The 17,363-nt window shown below is 71.4% G+C and carries 14 protein-coding genes and 1 pseudogene; 10 read left to right on the top strand and 5 right to left on the bottom strand.

Translation table 11 applies throughout. The features are described 5' to 3' along the window. Positions 1 to 144 precede the first annotated feature (144 nt). Positions 145 to 546, bottom strand: coding sequence for a SpoIIE family protein phosphatase (locus tag IF88_RS0138475; RefSeq protein WP_030723759.1), 402 nt, complete (start codon positions 544 to 546; stop codon positions 145 to 147). 158 nt (positions 547 to 704) lie between these two features. On the opposite strand from IF88_RS0138475, the pseudogene IF88_RS45005 reads away from it, so the two are divergent. Beyond that, a pseudogene (locus tag IF88_RS45005) lies at positions 705 to 845 on the top strand (M24 family metallopeptidase); the annotation flags it as partial. A 118-nt stretch (positions 846 to 963) separates the two neighbouring features. Here the strand turns inward: IF88_RS45005 and IF88_RS0138465 are convergent. From IF88_RS0138465 to IF88_RS0138450, 4 genes are all read right to left on the bottom strand, one after another. Beyond that, positions 964 to 1,353 (bottom strand): gamma-glutamylcyclotransferase family protein, encoded by a 390-nt coding sequence (locus tag IF88_RS0138465; RefSeq protein WP_030723755.1) that lies wholly within the window; start codon positions 1,351 to 1,353, stop codon positions 964 to 966. Positions 1,354 to 1,684: 331 nt separating this feature from the next. Further along, positions 1,685 to 1,834, bottom strand: a complete 150-nt coding sequence (locus IF88_RS41645) for a hypothetical protein (RefSeq protein ID WP_324617239.1) — start codon at positions 1,832 to 1,834, stop codon at positions 1,685 to 1,687. A 77-nt stretch (positions 1,835 to 1,911) separates the two neighbouring features. Then, entirely contained in the window at positions 1,912 to 2,427 is a 516-nt protein-coding gene (locus IF88_RS41640) for a DUF5133 domain-containing protein (RefSeq protein ID WP_078893414.1), read from the bottom strand. A gap of 28 nt (positions 2,428 to 2,455) precedes the next feature. After that, positions 2,456 to 2,809, bottom strand: a complete 354-nt coding sequence (locus tag IF88_RS0138450; protein WP_051838296.1) for an STAS domain-containing protein — start codon at positions 2,807 to 2,809, stop codon at positions 2,456 to 2,458. Between the two features lie 125 nt (positions 2,810 to 2,934). Here IF88_RS0138450 and IF88_RS0138445 point away from each other — a divergent pair, with 125 nt between their 5' ends. The 9 genes from IF88_RS0138445 (at position 2,935) to IF88_RS0138405 (ending at position 17,169) form a co-directional block, all read left to right on the top strand. Beyond that, a complete protein-coding gene (locus tag IF88_RS0138445; protein ID WP_030723743.1) occupies positions 2,935 to 3,267 on the top strand; it encodes a helix-turn-helix transcriptional regulator in 333 nt (110 codons plus the stop codon). A gap of 204 nt (positions 3,268 to 3,471) precedes the next feature. Next, a complete protein-coding gene (locus IF88_RS42700; protein WP_051838294.1) occupies positions 3,472 to 5,502 on the top strand; it encodes a protein kinase domain-containing protein in 2,031 nt (676 codons plus the stop codon). A 170-nt stretch (positions 5,503 to 5,672) separates the two neighbouring features. Next, positions 5,673 to 9,404, top strand: coding sequence for a S8 family peptidase (locus tag IF88_RS0138435; RefSeq protein WP_030723739.1), 3,732 nt, complete (start codon positions 5,673 to 5,675; stop codon positions 9,402 to 9,404). 137 nt (positions 9,405 to 9,541) lie between these two features. Then, complete coding sequence (locus IF88_RS0138430) at positions 9,542 to 10,534, top strand: TrmB family transcriptional regulator (protein ID WP_030723737.1); 993 nt, start codon at positions 9,542 to 9,544, stop codon at positions 10,532 to 10,534. 146 nt (positions 10,535 to 10,680) lie between these two features. Next, positions 10,681 to 11,274 carry a TetR/AcrR family transcriptional regulator gene (locus IF88_RS0138425; protein WP_030723735.1) on the top strand — a complete coding sequence of 198 codons (594 nt, stop codon included), beginning with the start codon at positions 10,681 to 10,683 and terminating at the stop codon, positions 11,272 to 11,274. 125 nt (positions 11,275 to 11,399) lie between these two features. After that, positions 11,400 to 12,323, top strand: a complete 924-nt coding sequence (locus IF88_RS0138420) for a TauD/TfdA dioxygenase family protein (RefSeq protein ID WP_030723732.1) — start codon at positions 11,400 to 11,402, stop codon at positions 12,321 to 12,323. A 51-nt stretch (positions 12,324 to 12,374) separates the two neighbouring features. Then, entirely contained in the window at positions 12,375 to 13,718 is a 1,344-nt protein-coding gene (locus IF88_RS0138415; RefSeq protein ID WP_030723730.1) for an MFS transporter, read from the top strand. A gap of 82 nt (positions 13,719 to 13,800) precedes the next feature. After that, complete coding sequence (locus tag IF88_RS0138410; protein ID WP_030723729.1) at positions 13,801 to 15,507, top strand: aldehyde dehydrogenase family protein; 1,707 nt, start codon at positions 13,801 to 13,803, stop codon at positions 15,505 to 15,507. A gap of 84 nt (positions 15,508 to 15,591) precedes the next feature. After that, positions 15,592 to 17,169, top strand: coding sequence for a long-chain-fatty-acid--CoA ligase (locus IF88_RS0138405; RefSeq protein ID WP_051838292.1), 1,578 nt, complete (start codon positions 15,592 to 15,594; stop codon positions 17,167 to 17,169). The last annotated feature ends 194 nt before the right edge of the window (positions 17,170 to 17,363 follow it).

Raw genomic sequence — 17,363 nt, 5'->3', positions numbered from 1 at the left:
CAAGCACCTCGGCGACACCGGCTACCGCGAAGAGCTCGGCACCTACTACGGCACCGGCGCCCCCTTCGGCGGCCGCCCCGCCTGATCCCGCTCGCGCACGATGACGCCGGTCCCGACACCCTCCCCGGGGTGCCGGGACCGGCGTCATTCCGGATGTTGCTTCGCGGGATGCGAAGCGCATCCCATGAGCCGGGGCCGGGCTTCACCGAACGGTTCACCGTCCCGCTCCACCCGCCGGAAGGACCCGTCAGGCGTGGGCGTGCGGGGCGGCTCCACGCCCACCGCCCCCTCGGCGGCAGCCAGACCGCCCAGGCCGAGTGGCAACGCCGGCGGGCCCGCCAGCACGCGCACCTCGCCGCAGGAGATGAGCACCGGCTCGACGTGCCCGTGGTTGGTCAGCGCCACCCGCTGCGCCACGCAGTCGAACTCGACGAGCAGGGCCGTCGCGAACCGTTGCTCGCCCGGAATCTCCTCGGCCTCCCGGATCAGCCGCCGCTCCCGCCCGGCGGCGACGGCGGGCAGGTCCTCGGCTCCCTGTTGCGGCAAGCTCCGTCGACGACGGCGTGCGGGAACGCTTCGACGAGACCCCGCGCCGCGCCGCGACCTGGAGGCCGGGGCCGGGGACGACCGCTTCGGCCACCTGCGCACGCAGCCGACGTACGAAGGGGCGCTCGTCATCGTGCGCGCGACTCCGTGACAAGGAAGAGAACCCGCCGGACCGGATCATCGGCGAGGACGACCTCGCCTTCGCCGACTTCGGCGCGATCTTCGAGGAGTTCGAGGCGGACTTCGGCCGGACCTTCGTCTTCGGCGACGACCCGGCCAGGCACCGGCTGCGTGACGACCCTGGCCACCGTTTCCACGAGCAGTTGCTCGATCTGGCGTGACGGCTGCTCGGCGTGCTACCGAGGCTCCGCGCTCGTGGGGGCGGAGCCTCAGTCCCCCCCGCGTGACGACGCTGGATCAGGCTGCCGCGGTAGAGCGGCCGTCGGGGCTCCGCTCCGTCTGCGCGCCGAGGTACACCCATGCCTTCGTACCGGAACGCAGGATTACCTCGGTCCTCGCGTAGTCGTCGACCTCGTAGTCGTCCGCCGCGGCGAGTTCGTCGTCGGTGATCGCGAAGACAGCGCCTTCGACGGCGTCGGACGGTTCGGCGGAGGCAACGAGCAAGGGGTGTCGGTCACTTCCGCTGATGGCGATCACCTCGGGGTCGGTGATCTCGATGTAGGTGACCCGGTACCCGGGCAGTGCGTCGGGCTTCCCCTCGACCAGCCTGCCGAACTGGGCGAGCTGGACCTCCCGGGACTGCAGCGTGCCGTAGGAGAACAACTGGTGATGAGCCGGGCCGGCCATGCGGGTAAACCTCCTGGAATGCACCTGCCACTGACATGGTCGCCTCAACCTATCCAATACGGACCGGCCTCGGAGGCATCGAGGGGTACCGAGCAACTCAATGTCCGAATAGGCCCGTTGACCCTGCTCATCCGGCCAGGAGGACCAGCGGCGCCGGGCTGCCGTCCGTCCAGTCACCGCCGAGCACGGCGAGGGCGTCGCCCAGCCTCCGGCCACGGCTTTTCCAACGCATACGCGGCGGATTGCCTGCGGGCACCAGCCCGCTCACGCACCGCGCCGATTGCCTGTGAGCGCCGCCCTTGCCGAAGATCCAGGCTCCGGTGTCCCCCGTTCAGTGGCCCAACGCCCGCTTCGGTTCTGCCTTGTCCATCTTCGAACGGCCCTCGATCCCCTTCTGCTCCGCCTCGTTGTACAGCTGCTCCTTGGTGGGGCCCTGCGCACCGCTGTGGGAGCGCTGCCCGCCCCGCCTGGAGGCCGACATGTCCTGGGTCGGGGCATCTCATTCAGCTTGGCCGACCGACTCTCCGTTGCCGATGGGCCGGGCCGGGGGCCATCGGGTCAGCCCTCGACGTACTGGACGGCCTCGTGCAGTGCGTCGGCGGCGCAGGGCCGACCCATCAGGATGCACAGCGTGAAGAGGGAGTCCTCGAAGGCACGGCGTGCCTCCGGGTCGGCGGGGGCGGCAGTCAGGCGCAGGCGGGTCTCGAAGAACCGGCCGAGGGCCTTCTCGGCGTCCTCCCTCAGCGGCATCAGGTGCGGGCTCCCGGACGGTACGGGAGCTGGGGTGCGGGCCGAGTGAACGGCCCGGCGCAGAGACCGCTCGGCACGGACCGGGACGGGTATGCCACGGGAGGCGTCGAGTACCGCGGCGGCCAGGACGGTCTCGGGCAGGCCGGCCCCTGCGGCCGCGGCGGACAGGATGCGCTCGGCCTCGCGGGCCGGGGCCGGCGTCGTCGCCATCAGCGTGCTCACCGCCCGCAGGACTGCTCGGTCGGACGGCACATGTGTGGCGGCGGCCGCGGGGACGCGGTGCCCGGCCCCGCGACCCCCGGTGAGGGGGACGGACGTGGTCATGGGATCCCCTGCTTTCTTGCGCACGCGTTCAGGTGAGGAGTGAGCGGGTGTCCGTGAGGTTCATGAGCCGCTCGACCCGGCGCCCGGCGGCCGTGATCTGCAGGCTGCGCCCGGCCCGCAGGGCCGCGCGCCGGGCGGTCAGGAGGGTGCCGAGGCCGGCGCAGTCGCAGAAGGTCACCCGCTCCAGGTCGACGAGGAGGGTGGCGCGGTGAGAGACGAGGGCGGCCAGGAGGACCTGGCGGAGGAGCGTGGCGTTGTCGAAGTCGACCTCACCGCTCACCACGACCTGGACCGTCCCGGGCTGTGGGCCGGGCATGACCCCGACCTCCAGGCCGGCCGCTTCCGGCAGGGAGGGGCGGTGGTCGGACACGATGGCGGTCATGACGCCTCCCCACACGTTCCGGGGCTGTTTCTACTCCCATCAGCATCGTCGGCATCGGCACGACCTACGTCAATAAATACGTGAAAAACAGGACGTACATACAAATATTGATGCAAGCTGGAGGCATGGGCGATGAAGACCTCCCCCACGGGTCGTGGACGTTCCTGACCAGCCACGCCCGCGTCCTGCTCGCCCTCGCGCGCGACCCCGAAGTCCGCCTTCGAGAGGTCGCCGAGACCTGCGTGCTCACCGAGCGGACCGTCCAGGCGATCGTCGCGGACCTGGAGCAGGATGGATACCTCACCCGGGTACGCGAGGGACGACGCAACCGCTACCGCATCAGCCCCGGGGCGAAGTTCCGCCACCCCGCCGAAGCGGGCCGCGACATCGCCAGGCTGCTCACCCTCTTCGCCGACGACCCGCCCGCGCCCCGGACACCACGCCGTGAAGGGACCTGACCCCACGCGCACCCGAGACCGCGGGACGCTTCCGGCAGCGGCCGCGCGGTCGGCTCATGGACTCCGGTCCTGCGCCGACGCTCCCTCGCCGGCGAGCATCCCGACGCCCCCTTGGCGGTCTCCGCAAGGGCCTCGCTTGACTGGTGGACGGCACGACAGGTAGGGAGAGGCTGTTCATCGCGCAAGGTGTGAAACGGGGGACAAATGAAGCCGCTCGAAACGGGCGATCCCACCTCGCTCGGCGAGGGCCGCTACCGGCTGGTGGGACGGCTCGGCCAGGGGGGCATGGGCGTGGTCTACCTGGGCCGCTCCCGGTCCGGCCGTGCGGTCGCCGTCAAGGTCGTACGTCCCGAGCTGAGCACCGAGCCCGGATTCAGGCGCAGGTTCGCCGACGAGGTGGCGGCCGCGCGGCGGGTAGGCGGCTTCCACACCGCGCCGGTGGTCGACGCCGACCCGGAGGGAGAGCCGGCCTGGCTGGTGACGGCCTTCGTACCCGGCCCCACCCTGCAAGCGGTACTCGCGCGCGTCGGATCGCTGCCTCTGGACACGCTCACCGTCCTGGCGGCCGGCCTGGCCGAGGCACTCGAGGCGATCCACCGGGCGGGGGTCATCCACCGGGATCTCAAGCCCGCGAACATCATCGTCGCCGAGGACGGGCCGCGTGTCATCGATTTCGGCATCGCGCGCGCCCTGGACGGAACGTCCCTGACACAGACCGGCCTGCAGGTCGGCACGCCGGGTTTCCTGGCGCCCGAGCAGCTCACCGGCGGTGGGGTGCTCACCCCCGCGGTCGACATGTTCGCTCTGGGGGTGGTGCTCACCCAGGCGGCGGGCGGCGCCCCCTTCGGCGACGGCCCGTCCGCGGCCAGGCACTTCAAGGTGGTCTACGAGGAGCCGGACCTGACCGCGGTGCCCGCCGAACTCCGCGAGGCCATCGGCGCCTGCCTGTCCAAGGACCCGGCGGCAAGGCCCACCCCGGCCGCCTTCCTCGCCACTCTGACCGTCCGCCACCCGGACGGCGGCTCCTGGCTGCCGGAAGCGGCGACGCAGCTGCTCCCGGCCCCGGAACCGGCGGTGCGGCCCACCGAGCCGGACGGCGGCCCGTCGGACACCGCGCGGGACCTCCCGGTACCGGACGCCGCCCCGCCCGTCGTCGCGGAGCCCCGTACGGAACAGTCGCGCACCGTGACGGGCCCCGCGGCACGGCTCTCCCCCACCGCCGCGCAGGTGCCGAAGGCCGTTGCGGGGAAGCCCCGGCGTCGCCGCGCGGTGGCGGCCGCGGTGCTCGTCACGTCCCTCGCGGCCGTCGGCCTGTTCGTGTGGCAGCCCTGGACCGACTCCACCAAGGACGATTCCACGCCACGCGCCGCCACGCCCACCGGATCCGCCCCCGCCCCCGCCTCGTTCCCGACCGACCCCCTGCTGATCCGGCAGGACACCGCCCCGGGCTGGCCCGGGACGTGCCACGGCGTCATCGCCCGCCGGGACGCCGGGACGGAGAAGCCCGTGGAGCTCATCGCCGGGAGCGCGGGCGCATGCGACACCCTGCCCCAGTGGTCCCCTGACCGCCGGTCGTTCGCCTTCACCCGCAGCACACCCGAGGACACGGCCGTCTGGACCGCCAACGCCGACGGTTCGAACGCGCGGCGGATCACCTCCATCGCCGGCGGCAGGGTGTCCTGGTCTCCGGACGGCAGCCGGCTCGCCGTGCTCCGCAAGAAGGACGGCGTCCAGCAGCTGTTCGTGGTCACCGTCGCCGACGGCGTGGCTCGCCAGCTCACCTCGGGCGGGGGCCAGGTCGAGGATCCCGCGTGGTCGCCGGACGGCAAGAGCATCGCGGTCTGTCTGCAGACGGAGCCCGAGAACTGGCAGATCCACCTGGTCGACCCCGCCGCCCCGAACCGTGCCCCGCGGCAGGTGACCCGGCTGCCCCATCCGGCACTCGACCCGGTGTGGTCACCCGACGGAGCCACCTTCGCCTACACGGCGGGGACCTACGGCACGGGCACTCAGGGCGACATCCGCCTCGTGGGCGCCGACGGCAGCGGCGATCGTGAACTGGTCGCCACCAGCGCCCATGAGATGGATCCCGCCTGGTCCGTCGACGGCACGTGGGTGGCCTTGGTCCGCGGGCCGTACGAGAAGCCCGTGATCTGGGCCGTGCGCGCGGACAAGACCGGCGAGCGGACGCTCACGGCCGGCGGCGCCGCCGAGGGGCATCCCGCCTGGCGCTGACGATCTTCGGCGGCGGAGTACCGGGTGGTGACCAGGCATCGGAGGCCGGCGGGAAGTGTCCGGATCATGCCTGGATTCGCACGGTTCACGACTGGCAAATGCTTGCCACGGCGGGGACTTGCCACCCTGTGGCCTTCACGCCGACGCTGCTCGGTCGATAGACCCATGGCATGTTCTCCTCCTCTCAGTCCTCCGCCTTCCGGCGCAGGCGCCGGCAGCTGATCTCGGCCGCTGCCGCGGTGCCTCTGCTGGCGTCGGGGCTCGCGGTGCTGCAAGCGCCCGCACTGGCCGCTCCGAGCAAGCCCACCGTTCCCGCCAAGGCTTCGGCGACCCACAAGGTCACCCTGGTCACCGGCGACGTCGTCACGGTCACCACGATGGCCGACGGCAAGCAGACCGCCGAGGTCGACCGACCGGACAGTGCCGTCGGCGGTGTGAAGATCCAGCAGATCAACGGAGACCTGTTCGTCGTCCCGGACGAGGCCGTGCCGTTGCTGGGCACGGACCGGCTGGACCGGCGGCTGTTCAACGTCACCGACCTGATCGAGATGGGATACGACGACGCGAAGTCGGCCACGGTCCCGCTGATCGCGACGTACGCCCGGACCAGGTCCGGCGCGGCCGTCGAGCCGACGGCGCCCCGGGGCAGCCGGCTGACCCGCGGTCTCAAGGACATCGGCGGTGCCGTGCTCAGCACCGAGAAGGGGCAGGCCCGTACCTTCTGGAGTTCCGTCGCGCCGCAGGGCAGCGCGACGTTGGGCGCCGGTGTGGCGAAGCTGTGGCTCGACGGCCGGGTGAAGGCCAACCTGAAGGAGAGCGTGCCGCTGATCGGCGCGCCCACGGCTTGGGCGGCCGGCTACACCGGCAAGGGCGTCAAGATCGCGGTGCTCGACACCGGCATCGACGTCGACCACCCCGACTTCGCCGGCTTGATCGACGCCACCGCCAGCTTCGTACCGGGTGAGGCCGTCACCGACGTCAACGGGCACGGCACGCACGTGGCCGGCACGATCGTCGGCTCGGGCGCCGCCTCCGGCGGCGCCAACAAGGGCGTCGCTCCCGGCGCGGACCTGTACGTCGGCAAGGTGCTCGGCGGCGCGGAGGGCTACGGCCAGGACTCCTGGATCATGGCCGGCATGCAGTGGGCCGCCGAGTCCGGTGCGGACGTCGTCAACATGAGTCTCGGCGACTCGTACCCGACGGACGGCAGCGACCCGATGTCGCAGACGGTCGACGCGCTCTCCGCGCAGTACGGCACGCTGTTCGTCATAGCCGCCGGCAACTCGGGACCGGAGAGCATCTCCGCCCCGGGCGCGGCCGCCTCGGCGCTGACCGTGGCCGCCACGGACAAACAGGACCGGCTCGCAAGTTTCTCCAGCACCGGCCCGCTGACCCGCTCCGGCGGCATGAAGCCGGACATCGCGGCGCCCGGAGTGGACATCACCGCGGCCCGCTCGTCTCGGATGACCGACGGCGGCGAGGGTTTCTACCGCACCATCAGCGGCACTTCGATGGCCACCCCGCACGTGGTCGGCGCGGCGGCGATCCTGGCCCAGCAGCACCCGGACTGGACCGGCGCACAGCTCAAGGAACACCTGATGAGTACGGCGAAGGGCCTGGACGAGGGGTACTCGCCGTACGAGGTCGGTACCGGCCGTCTCGACGTGGCCGCTGCCGTGCACACCACGGTCCGCGCCACCGGATCCCTCTTCTTCGGCAACTACACCTGGCCGCACCAGCCGAGTGACGTCGCCGTCACGAAGGCCCTGACCTTCACCAACACCGGCTCCGCCGACGTCACGCTGAACCTCGCGCTGACCGGCGGCGGGCCGTTCACGCTGGGAGCCGCCAAGGTGACCGTCCCGGCGGGCGGCACCGCCGCCGTCCCGGTGACCGGCGACCCGGGGGCCGCCCCGGCAGGCCGGCACGTCGGCTACGTGACGGCCAAGGACGCGGCCACCGGGCAGCCGGTGACCCGCACCTCCGTGGCGCTCCTCAAGGAGGAGGAGCGCTACGACCTGAACATCAAGCTGGTGGGGAGGGACGGCAAGCCGGCGGCCGGCTGGGTCGGAATCAACCTCGCCGGGGACGTCTGGCCGTGGACGGTCTACGTCGACGGATCGACCACCATGCGCATGGCACCGGGTACGTACACGGTCGCGGGACACCTCGACGTGGCGGGCGAGAAGGGGGACCGCTCGGGTCTGGCCGTGCTCGTAGACCCGGAGACCGTGCTCAAGGGCGGCTCCGCCGACGTGGTGCTGGACGCGAGCAGGGCACGCCTGTTGCAGACCGAGGCGCCGGAGCGTACCGAGGACCGCCAGCGCAAGGTCGACTTCAACGTCCACTACAAGGGCCTCGACCCGTATCTGGACTACCGCAGCGCGTACGTGCTGCCGCCGACGTACGACGACGTCTACGTCGCACCGACGGAGGCGATGGAGCAGGGCGAGTTCATGCTGATCACCCGTTGGCGCAAGGGTGAGCCGCAGCTCGGGCTCAGCACGCCGGGCGGTCGGCTCCGGCTCGATGCGCGGGTGCAGGCGGGCAGTGCCCTGGGCACCGCCACGGACAGGCTGGACGTCGTCTACGCGGGCAAGGGCTCGGCAGCGGCGTACGAGAACGTCAAGGCCAAGGGCAGGGTGGCCGTCGTCGACCGCAGCGACGAGGTCGCGCCGCAGGAGCGCGCCGAGGCCGCGGTCGCGGCCGGCGCGAAGGCGCTGATCGTGGTCAACGACGGCGTCGGGACCCTGATGGAGTACGTCGGGGACTCGGCCATCCCGGTCGCCTCCGTGCACCGCGACGCGGGCAAGGCCCTTGTCTCCATGGCCAGGAGCGGCAAGGACAAGCTGACGGTCAAGCAGACCGAGTACACGCCGTTCGTCTACGACCTGACCCGGGACTACCCCGGCCGGGTGCCGGACCGGGCGCTGGTCTACAAGCCGGGCAAGGGTGACCTGGCCCGGATCGACGCCCGCTACTACTCCGCCACGAACGGCCGGCCGGCGGAAGGCTACCGTTCCGACTTCACCCTCAGCCCGTCGTTCAACCTTCCCGAGGCCGAGTGGCACCCGGGCACCCGCACCGAGTGGGTGACCCCGGGCCAGGTGTGGAGGGAGTTCCACACGCAGGGCGTCGACGGACCGCTGCCCTGGTCGATGGTGTCAGGTGACAACACCTATGCCAAGGGCGGCACCACCCGCCTGGACTGGTTCGCTCCGGCGACCCGGCCCGGGCAGAGCGAGTCCTTCGGCGTGTACAACTCCCGTTGGCAGAACTACATGACCTGGAACGTGCAGGCGTGGGCCTCCGCCAGCGACACCATGCGTCTCGGCGGCTACCTGCCGTGGGGTGAGACACCGTCCCACCTGCGGGTCTTCCAGGGCGGCACGCTGATCCACGACAACCCGGTCAGCGGAGACATGCAATGGGTGGAGGTACCGGCGGGGAACCTGCCCTACCGCACCGTCCTCGACGTGGAACGGCCCGGTGACGTCTTCCGGCTGTCGACCCGCACCCACACCGAGTGGACGTTCATGTCCGACACCGTCGACTCGGACTCCTTCGAGCCCTTCTCGGTGCTGAACCTGGACTACAAGCTGGAGTCGGACCTGCACGGCGACCTCAAGGCGGGTGCGAAGCAGCAGATCGCCCTCAAGCCGGTGTCCATGGACCGCGGCACCGTGCCCGGCACCGTATCCGGAGTGACGCTCGACGTCTCACACGACGACGGCGTCACCTGGCAGAAGGTGACCCTGGCCAAGGACGCCGGCGGCGCCTGGACGGGTTCGTTCACGACGGCCAAGCGGCCCGGCGGCTTCGTCTCTCTGCGCGCGAGCGCCGCGACGGACCGTGGCTTCGGGGTCAAGAACGAGATCATCCGGGCGTACGGCCTGCGATGAGCCGCACCGTCGGGCCCCGGGGAGGTGACTCTCCGGGGCCCTTCCCCTCACACCTGCTCCCAGCAGGGACTGTTCAGGGTCTGCCGCCATGGCGCATACTCTCCCCGCTGCGGCAAGCGGAAGAGAGTCGGTCGCCGATGCTGGATGTTCTGGGCCTCGACCCCGACGACGAGCACGTCTACCGGGCGCTGCTCGGACGGCCGAACTCCCCTGCGACCCTCCTCGCCGACCTGGCGGTGCTGTCGCAGGCCCACGTCGACAAGGCGTTGTCCCGCCTCGTCGAGTGGGGACTGGCGACCAGGTCGGCGGACGGGCAGTTCACGGCGGCGCCGCCGGCCATGGCGCTCGGCGCGCTCATCAGCCAGCGCCGGGACGGGTTGCGCATGGCCGAGCACGCGCTGGTGACCTTCGCCGAGGAACACCGGGCGGCGATGACCGGGAACAGCATCAGCGATCTGATCGAGGTCGTCACGGGTGCCGACGCCATCCGCCACCGCTTCCTCCAGGTGCAGCAGGCGGCCCGCACGCAGGTCCGAAGCTTCATCACCGCTCCTTTCGTCGCTCTGTCGCCCGACGAGAACACGGCAGAACCCGTGGCCATCGGCCGCGGTGTTCAGTTCCGGGCGGTACTGGACCGAGCCGTGCTGGCGGAGCCGGGCATCATCGACGATGCGATCGATTCACTGCGCAAGGGCGTGCAGCTACGTGTCGCAGACGAGCTGCCGATGAAACTCGTGCTGGCCGACGCCGACCTCGGCCTCGTCCCGCTGACGGTCACACCGGACGGAGAGCCCGGCGCCGTGCTGTTGCACCGCAGCGGCCTGTTGGACGCGTTGGACGCGCTGTTCGAGACGGTGTGGCGGACCGCCCACCCGCTCGAACTCTCGGGCACCGGCGGGGAGGCCGGGCCCACCGTCGAGCTCGGTGCGACCGGCCCGACCGACCTCGACCGGAGGATCCTCGCGCTCCTCCTGGCCGGCCTGACCGACCAGACGGCCGCGGCACAACTCGGGCTGTCACCGCGGACGCTGCACCGACGTCTGCGCCACCTCACGGACCTGGCCGGAGTCCGAACCCGGATGCAGCTCGGCGGTCACGCTGTCCGACACGGCTGGGTGGGTCCGCCCTGACCCGCTCGTACGCGGTCGAGGCGACGACCGCGTCCACCCGGCGACGGCGCCGTCCCCCGCCGGTGCCTTCGACCCACCCGACGGCCTCGACCCGCCGCGCCGCACCCCGGGCCGACGTGGTCCGGTGGGGACCGTAGGCTCTTCGCATGGTGGGTACACAGCCGCGCGGGGCGGATCGGGGGCCGGGGCGGCCGCGTGAAGAGCGGGTCACTGGGGCGGTCCTCAATGCGGTCGTCGAACTGATCACAGAGCAGGGGATCGGGGCCGTCACGATGGATGCCGTCGCCGCACGGGCCGGAGTGAGCAAACCCGCCATCTACCGCCGATGGCCCACCAAGCAGGACCTGATCATCGCCGCCGCCGAGACCCGTGTCGGCGTCCTGTCGGTGCCCGATCTCGGCGACTTCCGCGCGGAGCTCCGTTTCGTACTCAACACTCGTCTGGAGGCGTACCGGCTGCCGGGGTCTGACCGGCTGATCGCGGGCCTGATCGGTGCGGCGGCCGAGACGGGCGCGGTGCGGGGCCAGTACGCGGGGTACACCGAGCGGATCACGAGCGAGACCAGGCGCATCCTGGAACGCGGGATCGCGCGCGGTGAAGTGCGGCCCGACATCGACGTCAGGGCCGCGGCGACCCTTGTGGCCGCGCCGCTGCTCTTCCGGCTGATCGTCGAGCAGGAACTGCCCGACGCCGCGCTGGTGGACACGCTGGTGGACCTCGTCAGCCGCGCCGTCCGCTAGCTGTCCGAGCGGTCTCCCAACCCGGCTTTTCCCGCTCGACTTTCGATGCCCACGGACCCTTGTCTCCGCACGCCCTAATAACGATACTTCCGGTAACGATTTTCCGCCCTCGTTACGGAGGCCTCATGGACAGCGTCGTCACCACCCCCTCCCCCGCACTCGACAAGCCCCTGATGCACTACGGGAAGCGCACGCTCGACCGCATCGCGCCGGGCGCGGAGCAGCCCGACTACCTGCTTCTGGACGTCTGCCCGCTCACCCCGCACATCGGCGCCGAGATCGAAGGCGTCGACCTCTCACTCCCGATCGGCGGGGACCTCGCGGCGGAGATCAGGCAGGCCCTGCTGGAGTGGAAGGTGCTGTTCTTCCGCGAGCAGCACGCCTTCGACGCGCAGTCGCAGCTCGCCGTCTCCGGACTGTGGGGCGAGCCGGAGCCGAACCCCTTCTTCCCCAAGGGCAACACGGTCGGCGTCTCCCGCCTGGCCAAGGACGCCATGGCCGTCGGCACGGAGAACATCTGGCACAGCGATCACTCGTTCATGGCCGCGCCGGCACTCGGCTCCGTCCTGCGCGCCGTCGAGGTACCGTCCGCCGGTGGCGACACCATGTGGGCCGACATGGCGGCCGCCTACGACAACCTCACCGCGTCCATGAAGGCCCGGATCGAGGGACTCACAGCCGTGCACGACTGGGTGCCGAGCTGGGGCGCGCTGATGACCGAGAGCCAGATCGCGGCGCACCGTGAGAACCTGCCGGCCGTCGAGCACCCGGTGGTCGTCCGTCACCCGCGCACCGGCCGCAAGCTGCTCTACGTCAACGAGCCCTTCACCACCCGGATCGTCGGCCTGTCGGCCCCGGAGAGCCGCGAACTCCTCGACGAGCTCGTCCTCCAGGCCCGTATCCCCGAGTACCAGGTGCGTTTCCGGTGGCAGCCGGGCTCGGTCGCGATCTGGGACAACATCGCCACCCAGCACTACGCGATCAGCGACTACTTCCCGCAGTGCCGTGTCATGGAACGCATCGCGATCGCCGGCGTCCCGCTCTCCTGACGGCCTCCCGGCCCCCCGCTCCCCTCCCCGTCCAGTCTCCGCGGAGCCCTTGTGACCGACACCGATGTCGCACCCGCCGTGCCCACCGGCCCCCCGAGGGCGACGAGCAGAACGAGACGCCGCGCGTGGACCGTCACCGCGCTGCTCGTCGTCTTCATGATGATCAATTTCGCCGACAAGTCCGTGCTCGGTCTGGCCGCGGAGGAGATCCGGCAGGACCTCGGCCTGTCGGCATCGGCCTTCGGACTCGCCAGCAGCGCCTTCTTCCTGTTGTTCTCGGTCTCCGGTGCCGCGGTGGGGCTGCTCGCGGACCGCATACGGCCCAAGTGGCTACTGCTGGCCATGGCCGTCCTCTGGTCCCTCTCCCAGGCGCCGCTGGCGGTGGGCGGAGGCCTCGCGGTGCTCCTCACCTCACGTGTTCTCCTCGGTGCGGCCGAGGGGCCCGCCTTCCCCGTCGCCCAGCAGGCCACCCTGTCCTGGTTCCCCAACCACCGGCGCAACCTGCCCGGGGCGCTGATCGTCCTCGGAATCACCCTGGGGGTCCTGGTCGCCGCTCCCGTACTGACGTGGGTGGTCCAGCACCACGGCTGGCGCTCCGCCGTCGCCGCGGTGGCGCTCGCCGGTGTCGTGTGGGCCTTGCTGTGGATCCCCTTCGGCGGGGAGGGACCCTACGCGGCCGCCTCGTACACCACCGCGCCGGCCGGCACCGGCGACAGCACGGGTGAGGGTGCGGCCGGCACCGGGCCGGTTCCGGCCCCGCACAGGACGCCGTACCGGCGCATCCTCGCGACCCGTACCTGGATCGGTGCCACGGCCGCCTACTTCGGGACCTACTGGGTCATCGCCTTCGCCCTGGTCTGGCTCCCCTCCTACCTCCGCGACGCGCTGGGCTACGACTCGGCCGGAGCCACCCGGGTGCTGATGCTGGTCTGGGGTCTGGGCGGCGTCGTGGTGCTCGGTCAGGCGGGCCTGACCGGATGGCTCATGCGCCGCGGTTCCACGAGCCGGTGGGCCCGCGGCGGGGTCGGCGGCGTTCTGCTGCTCGTCAGTGCCGCAGCGTGCCTCGCGCTGCCGGCGGCGCCGGCCGGCGCCGTGACCGCCGTGCTCCTGGTCGCGGGATTCGGGCTCGCCGGAGCGATGAGCAGCGTCGCCGTCACCACGGTCACGGAGCTGGCTCCGGCGGATCGCCGCGGCGGTGCCCTGGGCCTCATGAACGCCGTGGTGACCACCGCCGGTCTGATCGCCCCCACGCTGATCGGGCACCTCGTGGACACCCACGGTGCGAAGGGCTATCAGTACGCGGTCCTGGTCACCGGCGCCGTACTCCTGCTGAGCGGGGCCGCCGCCCTCACGCTGATCGACCCGGACCGCGACGCCAGCCGACTGTCCAAGTGAGCACGGGCGCGTGCCTGCTCCTCGCACCGTGCACGGCTCAGGCCGCGCCCCGCCCACTCCCGACCATCCGCAAGGAGCGACGTTGAACACCAGCGCCCTCGACACCTCCCTCCTCGACCGCACCGTGACCGCCGTACGCGACAGCGCCGCGTCCTGGTCCGCCACCCCGCTCACCGAACGCATCGCCCTCCTGGAGCGGCTGCTGCCGCGGGTGGTCTCCCGCGCCTCCGAGCTGGCCGCTGCCGGTGCCCGCGCGAAGGGGTACGCGTCCGATGCGCCGTGGGCCGCCGAGGACTGGATCGGCGGGCCGTGGGCCCTGGCGCAGAACGCCGCGGCGTATCTGCACGTGCTGCGGCGGATCGCCGCGGGCAGGGATCCCGTCGACGCGAAGGCCGTCCGCGAGGAGGACGGTCGCACGCGGGTCGACGTCTTCCCCGCCACCGGCTGGGACAGCCTCCTGCTGGGCGGCTTCACGGCGCAGGTGTGGATGCTCCCCGGCACCACCGCCGAGCAGGCACGCAGCCGTGCGGCGGGCGAGTACCGGGGCAGGCCCGGCCGCCCCGCCGTGGCTCTGGTGCTCGGCGCGGGCAACGTCGCCGCCATCACCGCCCTGGACATCCTGCACAAGCTCTTCGCCGAGGGCCAGGTCGTCATCGCCAAGATGAACCCGGTCAACGACTACCTGCGCCCCCACTTCGAGTACGTCTTCGCCGAGTTCGTGGCACGCGGCTGGGTGCGCTTCGTCGACGGCGGCGCGGCCGAAGGCGGTTACCTCGCCGCCCACGAGGACGTGGACGCCATACACGTCACCGGCAGCGACCGCACCCACGACGCCGTCGTCTGGGGCACCGACGACGAAGCCGAGCAGCGGCGCCACGATGACCGGCCGCTCCTGGACAAGCCGTTCAGCAGTGAACTGGGCGGCGTCAGCCCCTGCATCGTGGTGCCTGGGCCGTGGAGCGACGCCGACTTCCGCTTCCAGGCCGAACACGTCGTCACCAGCAAGATGAACAACTCCGGGCACAACTGCATCGCCAGCCAGATCCTGGTCGTGCCGCGCGACTGGGACGGCACCGAGCGGCTCCTGGCCGAAATCCGGCGGGTCCTGCGCGAGCTGCCTCCGCGTACCGACTACTACCCCGGCGCCGCCGGGCGTCTCTCCTCGGTCCTCGCCGCCCACCCGCAGGCGGAGGCCCACGGCGACGGCTGCCGGCTGCTCGTCCCCGACATCACGGACCACGAGGACGTCCTGATCACCGAGGAGGTCTTCGGCAGCGCGCTGGGCGTCCTGCGCCTGCCCGGACGGACTCCGGCCGAATTCCTGCGCCACGCGGTCGGCTTCGCCAACGACACCCTCCCGGGCACGCTCGGCGCCACCCTGATCGTCCACCCGAGGACCGAGAAGGCCCACCGGGACGCGGTGCGCAGCGCCATCGCCGACCTGCGCTACGGCACCCTGGGCCTCAACTGCTGGTCGGCGGTCGGCTTCCTGCTCGGCTTCACACCGTGGGGCGCCTACCCCGGGCACACCCGCCGGGACATCGGCAGCGGCATCGGCTTCGTGCACAACGCCTTCATGCTCGAGGACATCGAGAAGACCGTGCTGCGCGCCCCGTTCACGCCCGCGCCGCGCGGTCTGGTCACGGGCGACCCGTCACTGTCCCCGCGCCCGCCCTACTTCGTCACCCATCGCACCGCACTGACCACTGTGGAGCGCCTCACCCGCTTCACGGCCGCGCCGAGCGTGTGGAAACTGCCGGCCCTCTTCGCCTCCGCGCTGCGGGGCTGACGGCTCTGCGCCTGGTGGCCGCGTCGCTTCGGCGTAGCTCACCAGCATGTCCGCTTCCACCGACACACCCCACGGAGACCTCACATGCTCAATCTCGCCGGCGTGCTGGAGACCAGCGCCCGTGCCGTGCCCGACCGTACGGCAGTCGTGCTGGGTGTCCAGCGGCTGACCTATGCGGAGCTGGACGCGGCGGCCCGCCGCGTGGCCAACCTCCTCCGCTCACGCGGCATCGTGCCGGGCGACAAGGTCGCACTGTCCTGCCCGAACCTGCCGTGGTTCCCGATCGTCTACTACGGCATCCTCAAGGCCGGCGCGGTCGTCGTCCCGCTCAACGTGCTGCTCAAGAGCCGGGAGGTCGCGTACCACTTGGCCGACTCCGAGGCCAAGGCCTACTTCTGCTTCGAAGGCAGTGCCGAACTCCCGCTGGGGCACGAGGGATGGGCGGGCTTCGGCGAGACCCCGGGCTGCGAGCACTTCTTCCTGATGACCGCCGCCCCCACCGAGGACTCCCCGATCACGGGCGCCGAGACCCTGACCGCGGCGCTCGCCGGGCAGAGCGCGGATTTCGAGACGGTGGCCACCGAGTCCGGGGACACCGCGGTCATCCTGTACACCTCCGGCACCACAGGGCGGCCCAAGGGCGCCGAGCTCACCCACTCCAACGTGATGCTCAATGTGCTGACCTGCCACAAGCTGTTCGGCGAGTTCGAGCACGACGTGCACCTGATCACCCTGCCGCTGTTCCACTCCTTCGGCCAAGTCGTCCAGATGAACGCCGGACTCGCCACAGGAGCGACGCTGGTGCTGCTGCCGCGCTTCGACGCCCTGTCGGCCCTCGCCCTGATGCAGCGCCACGCCGTCACGTTCTTCGCGGGCGTCCCGACGATGTACTGGGCCCTGCTCGAAGAAGAAGCCCCCGACGTGGACCTGCCGCAGATCGCCCGGAACCTGCGGATGGCCGGGTCGGGGGGCTCGGCGCTCCCCGTCGAGATCCACCGCCGGTTCGCCGAGCGGTTCGGCGTCACCATTCTGGAGGGGTACGGCCTCTCCGAGACCAGCCCGGTGGCCACGTTCGCACCGCGCGGCGAGAAGGTGCGGCCCGGCTCCATCGGACGTCCGGTCTGGGGCGTGGAGGTGGACCTGGTGGGCAAGGACTGGGCCCCGGTCCAGGGGGCCGACGCCATCGGCGAGATCGTCGTCCGCGGGCACAACGTGATGAAGGGCTACTTCAACCGGCCCAAGGCGACCGCCGACGTGCTGCGCGACGGCTGGTTCCGCACCGGTGACCTGGCCCGTCGGGATGCCGACGGGTGGCTCTACATCGTCGACCGCGCCAAGGACATGATCATCCGCGGTGGCTTCAACGTCTACCCGCGGGAGATCGAGGAGGTGCTCCTCACCCATCCCGCCGTGAGCATGGCGGCCGTCATCGGGATTCCGCACGAGCGCCACGGAGAGGAGATCAAGGCCTGCGTGGTCCTCGCCCCGGGCGCGACGCTCGCCGAGGAGGAACTGATCGCCTGGTGCAGGGAGGAGATGGCGGGCTACAAATACCCCCGCCTGGTGGAGTTCTCCGCCGCCCTGCCCACCAACGCCACCGGCAAGATCCTCAAGCGCGAGCTCCGGGACGCGGATACCGCGGATGCCGACGCGATCGCATGAGACGCAATCCACGAGCCTCAACCGGATGGACATTTGCCTCAGCTCGGAGGTGATCGGGGCGTCTCCGCTGCATGGCAGGAGCGTCAGGACAGTCCGGCGCCGTGGACGTTCAGCCGTTGCAGGAGGTGGGAGCGGTGCAGCTCGGCGATGCCTTCGAGGAGGTCGGGGTGGCGCAGCAGGGCGGCGGCCTCGCT

It is taken from the genome of Streptomyces sp. NRRL F-2580 (genome assembly GCF_000720115.1).
Taxonomy (GTDB): Bacteria; Actinomycetota; Actinomycetes; order Streptomycetales; family Streptomycetaceae; genus Streptomyces.
This window is presented reverse-complemented; position numbering and strand designations above follow the sequence as displayed.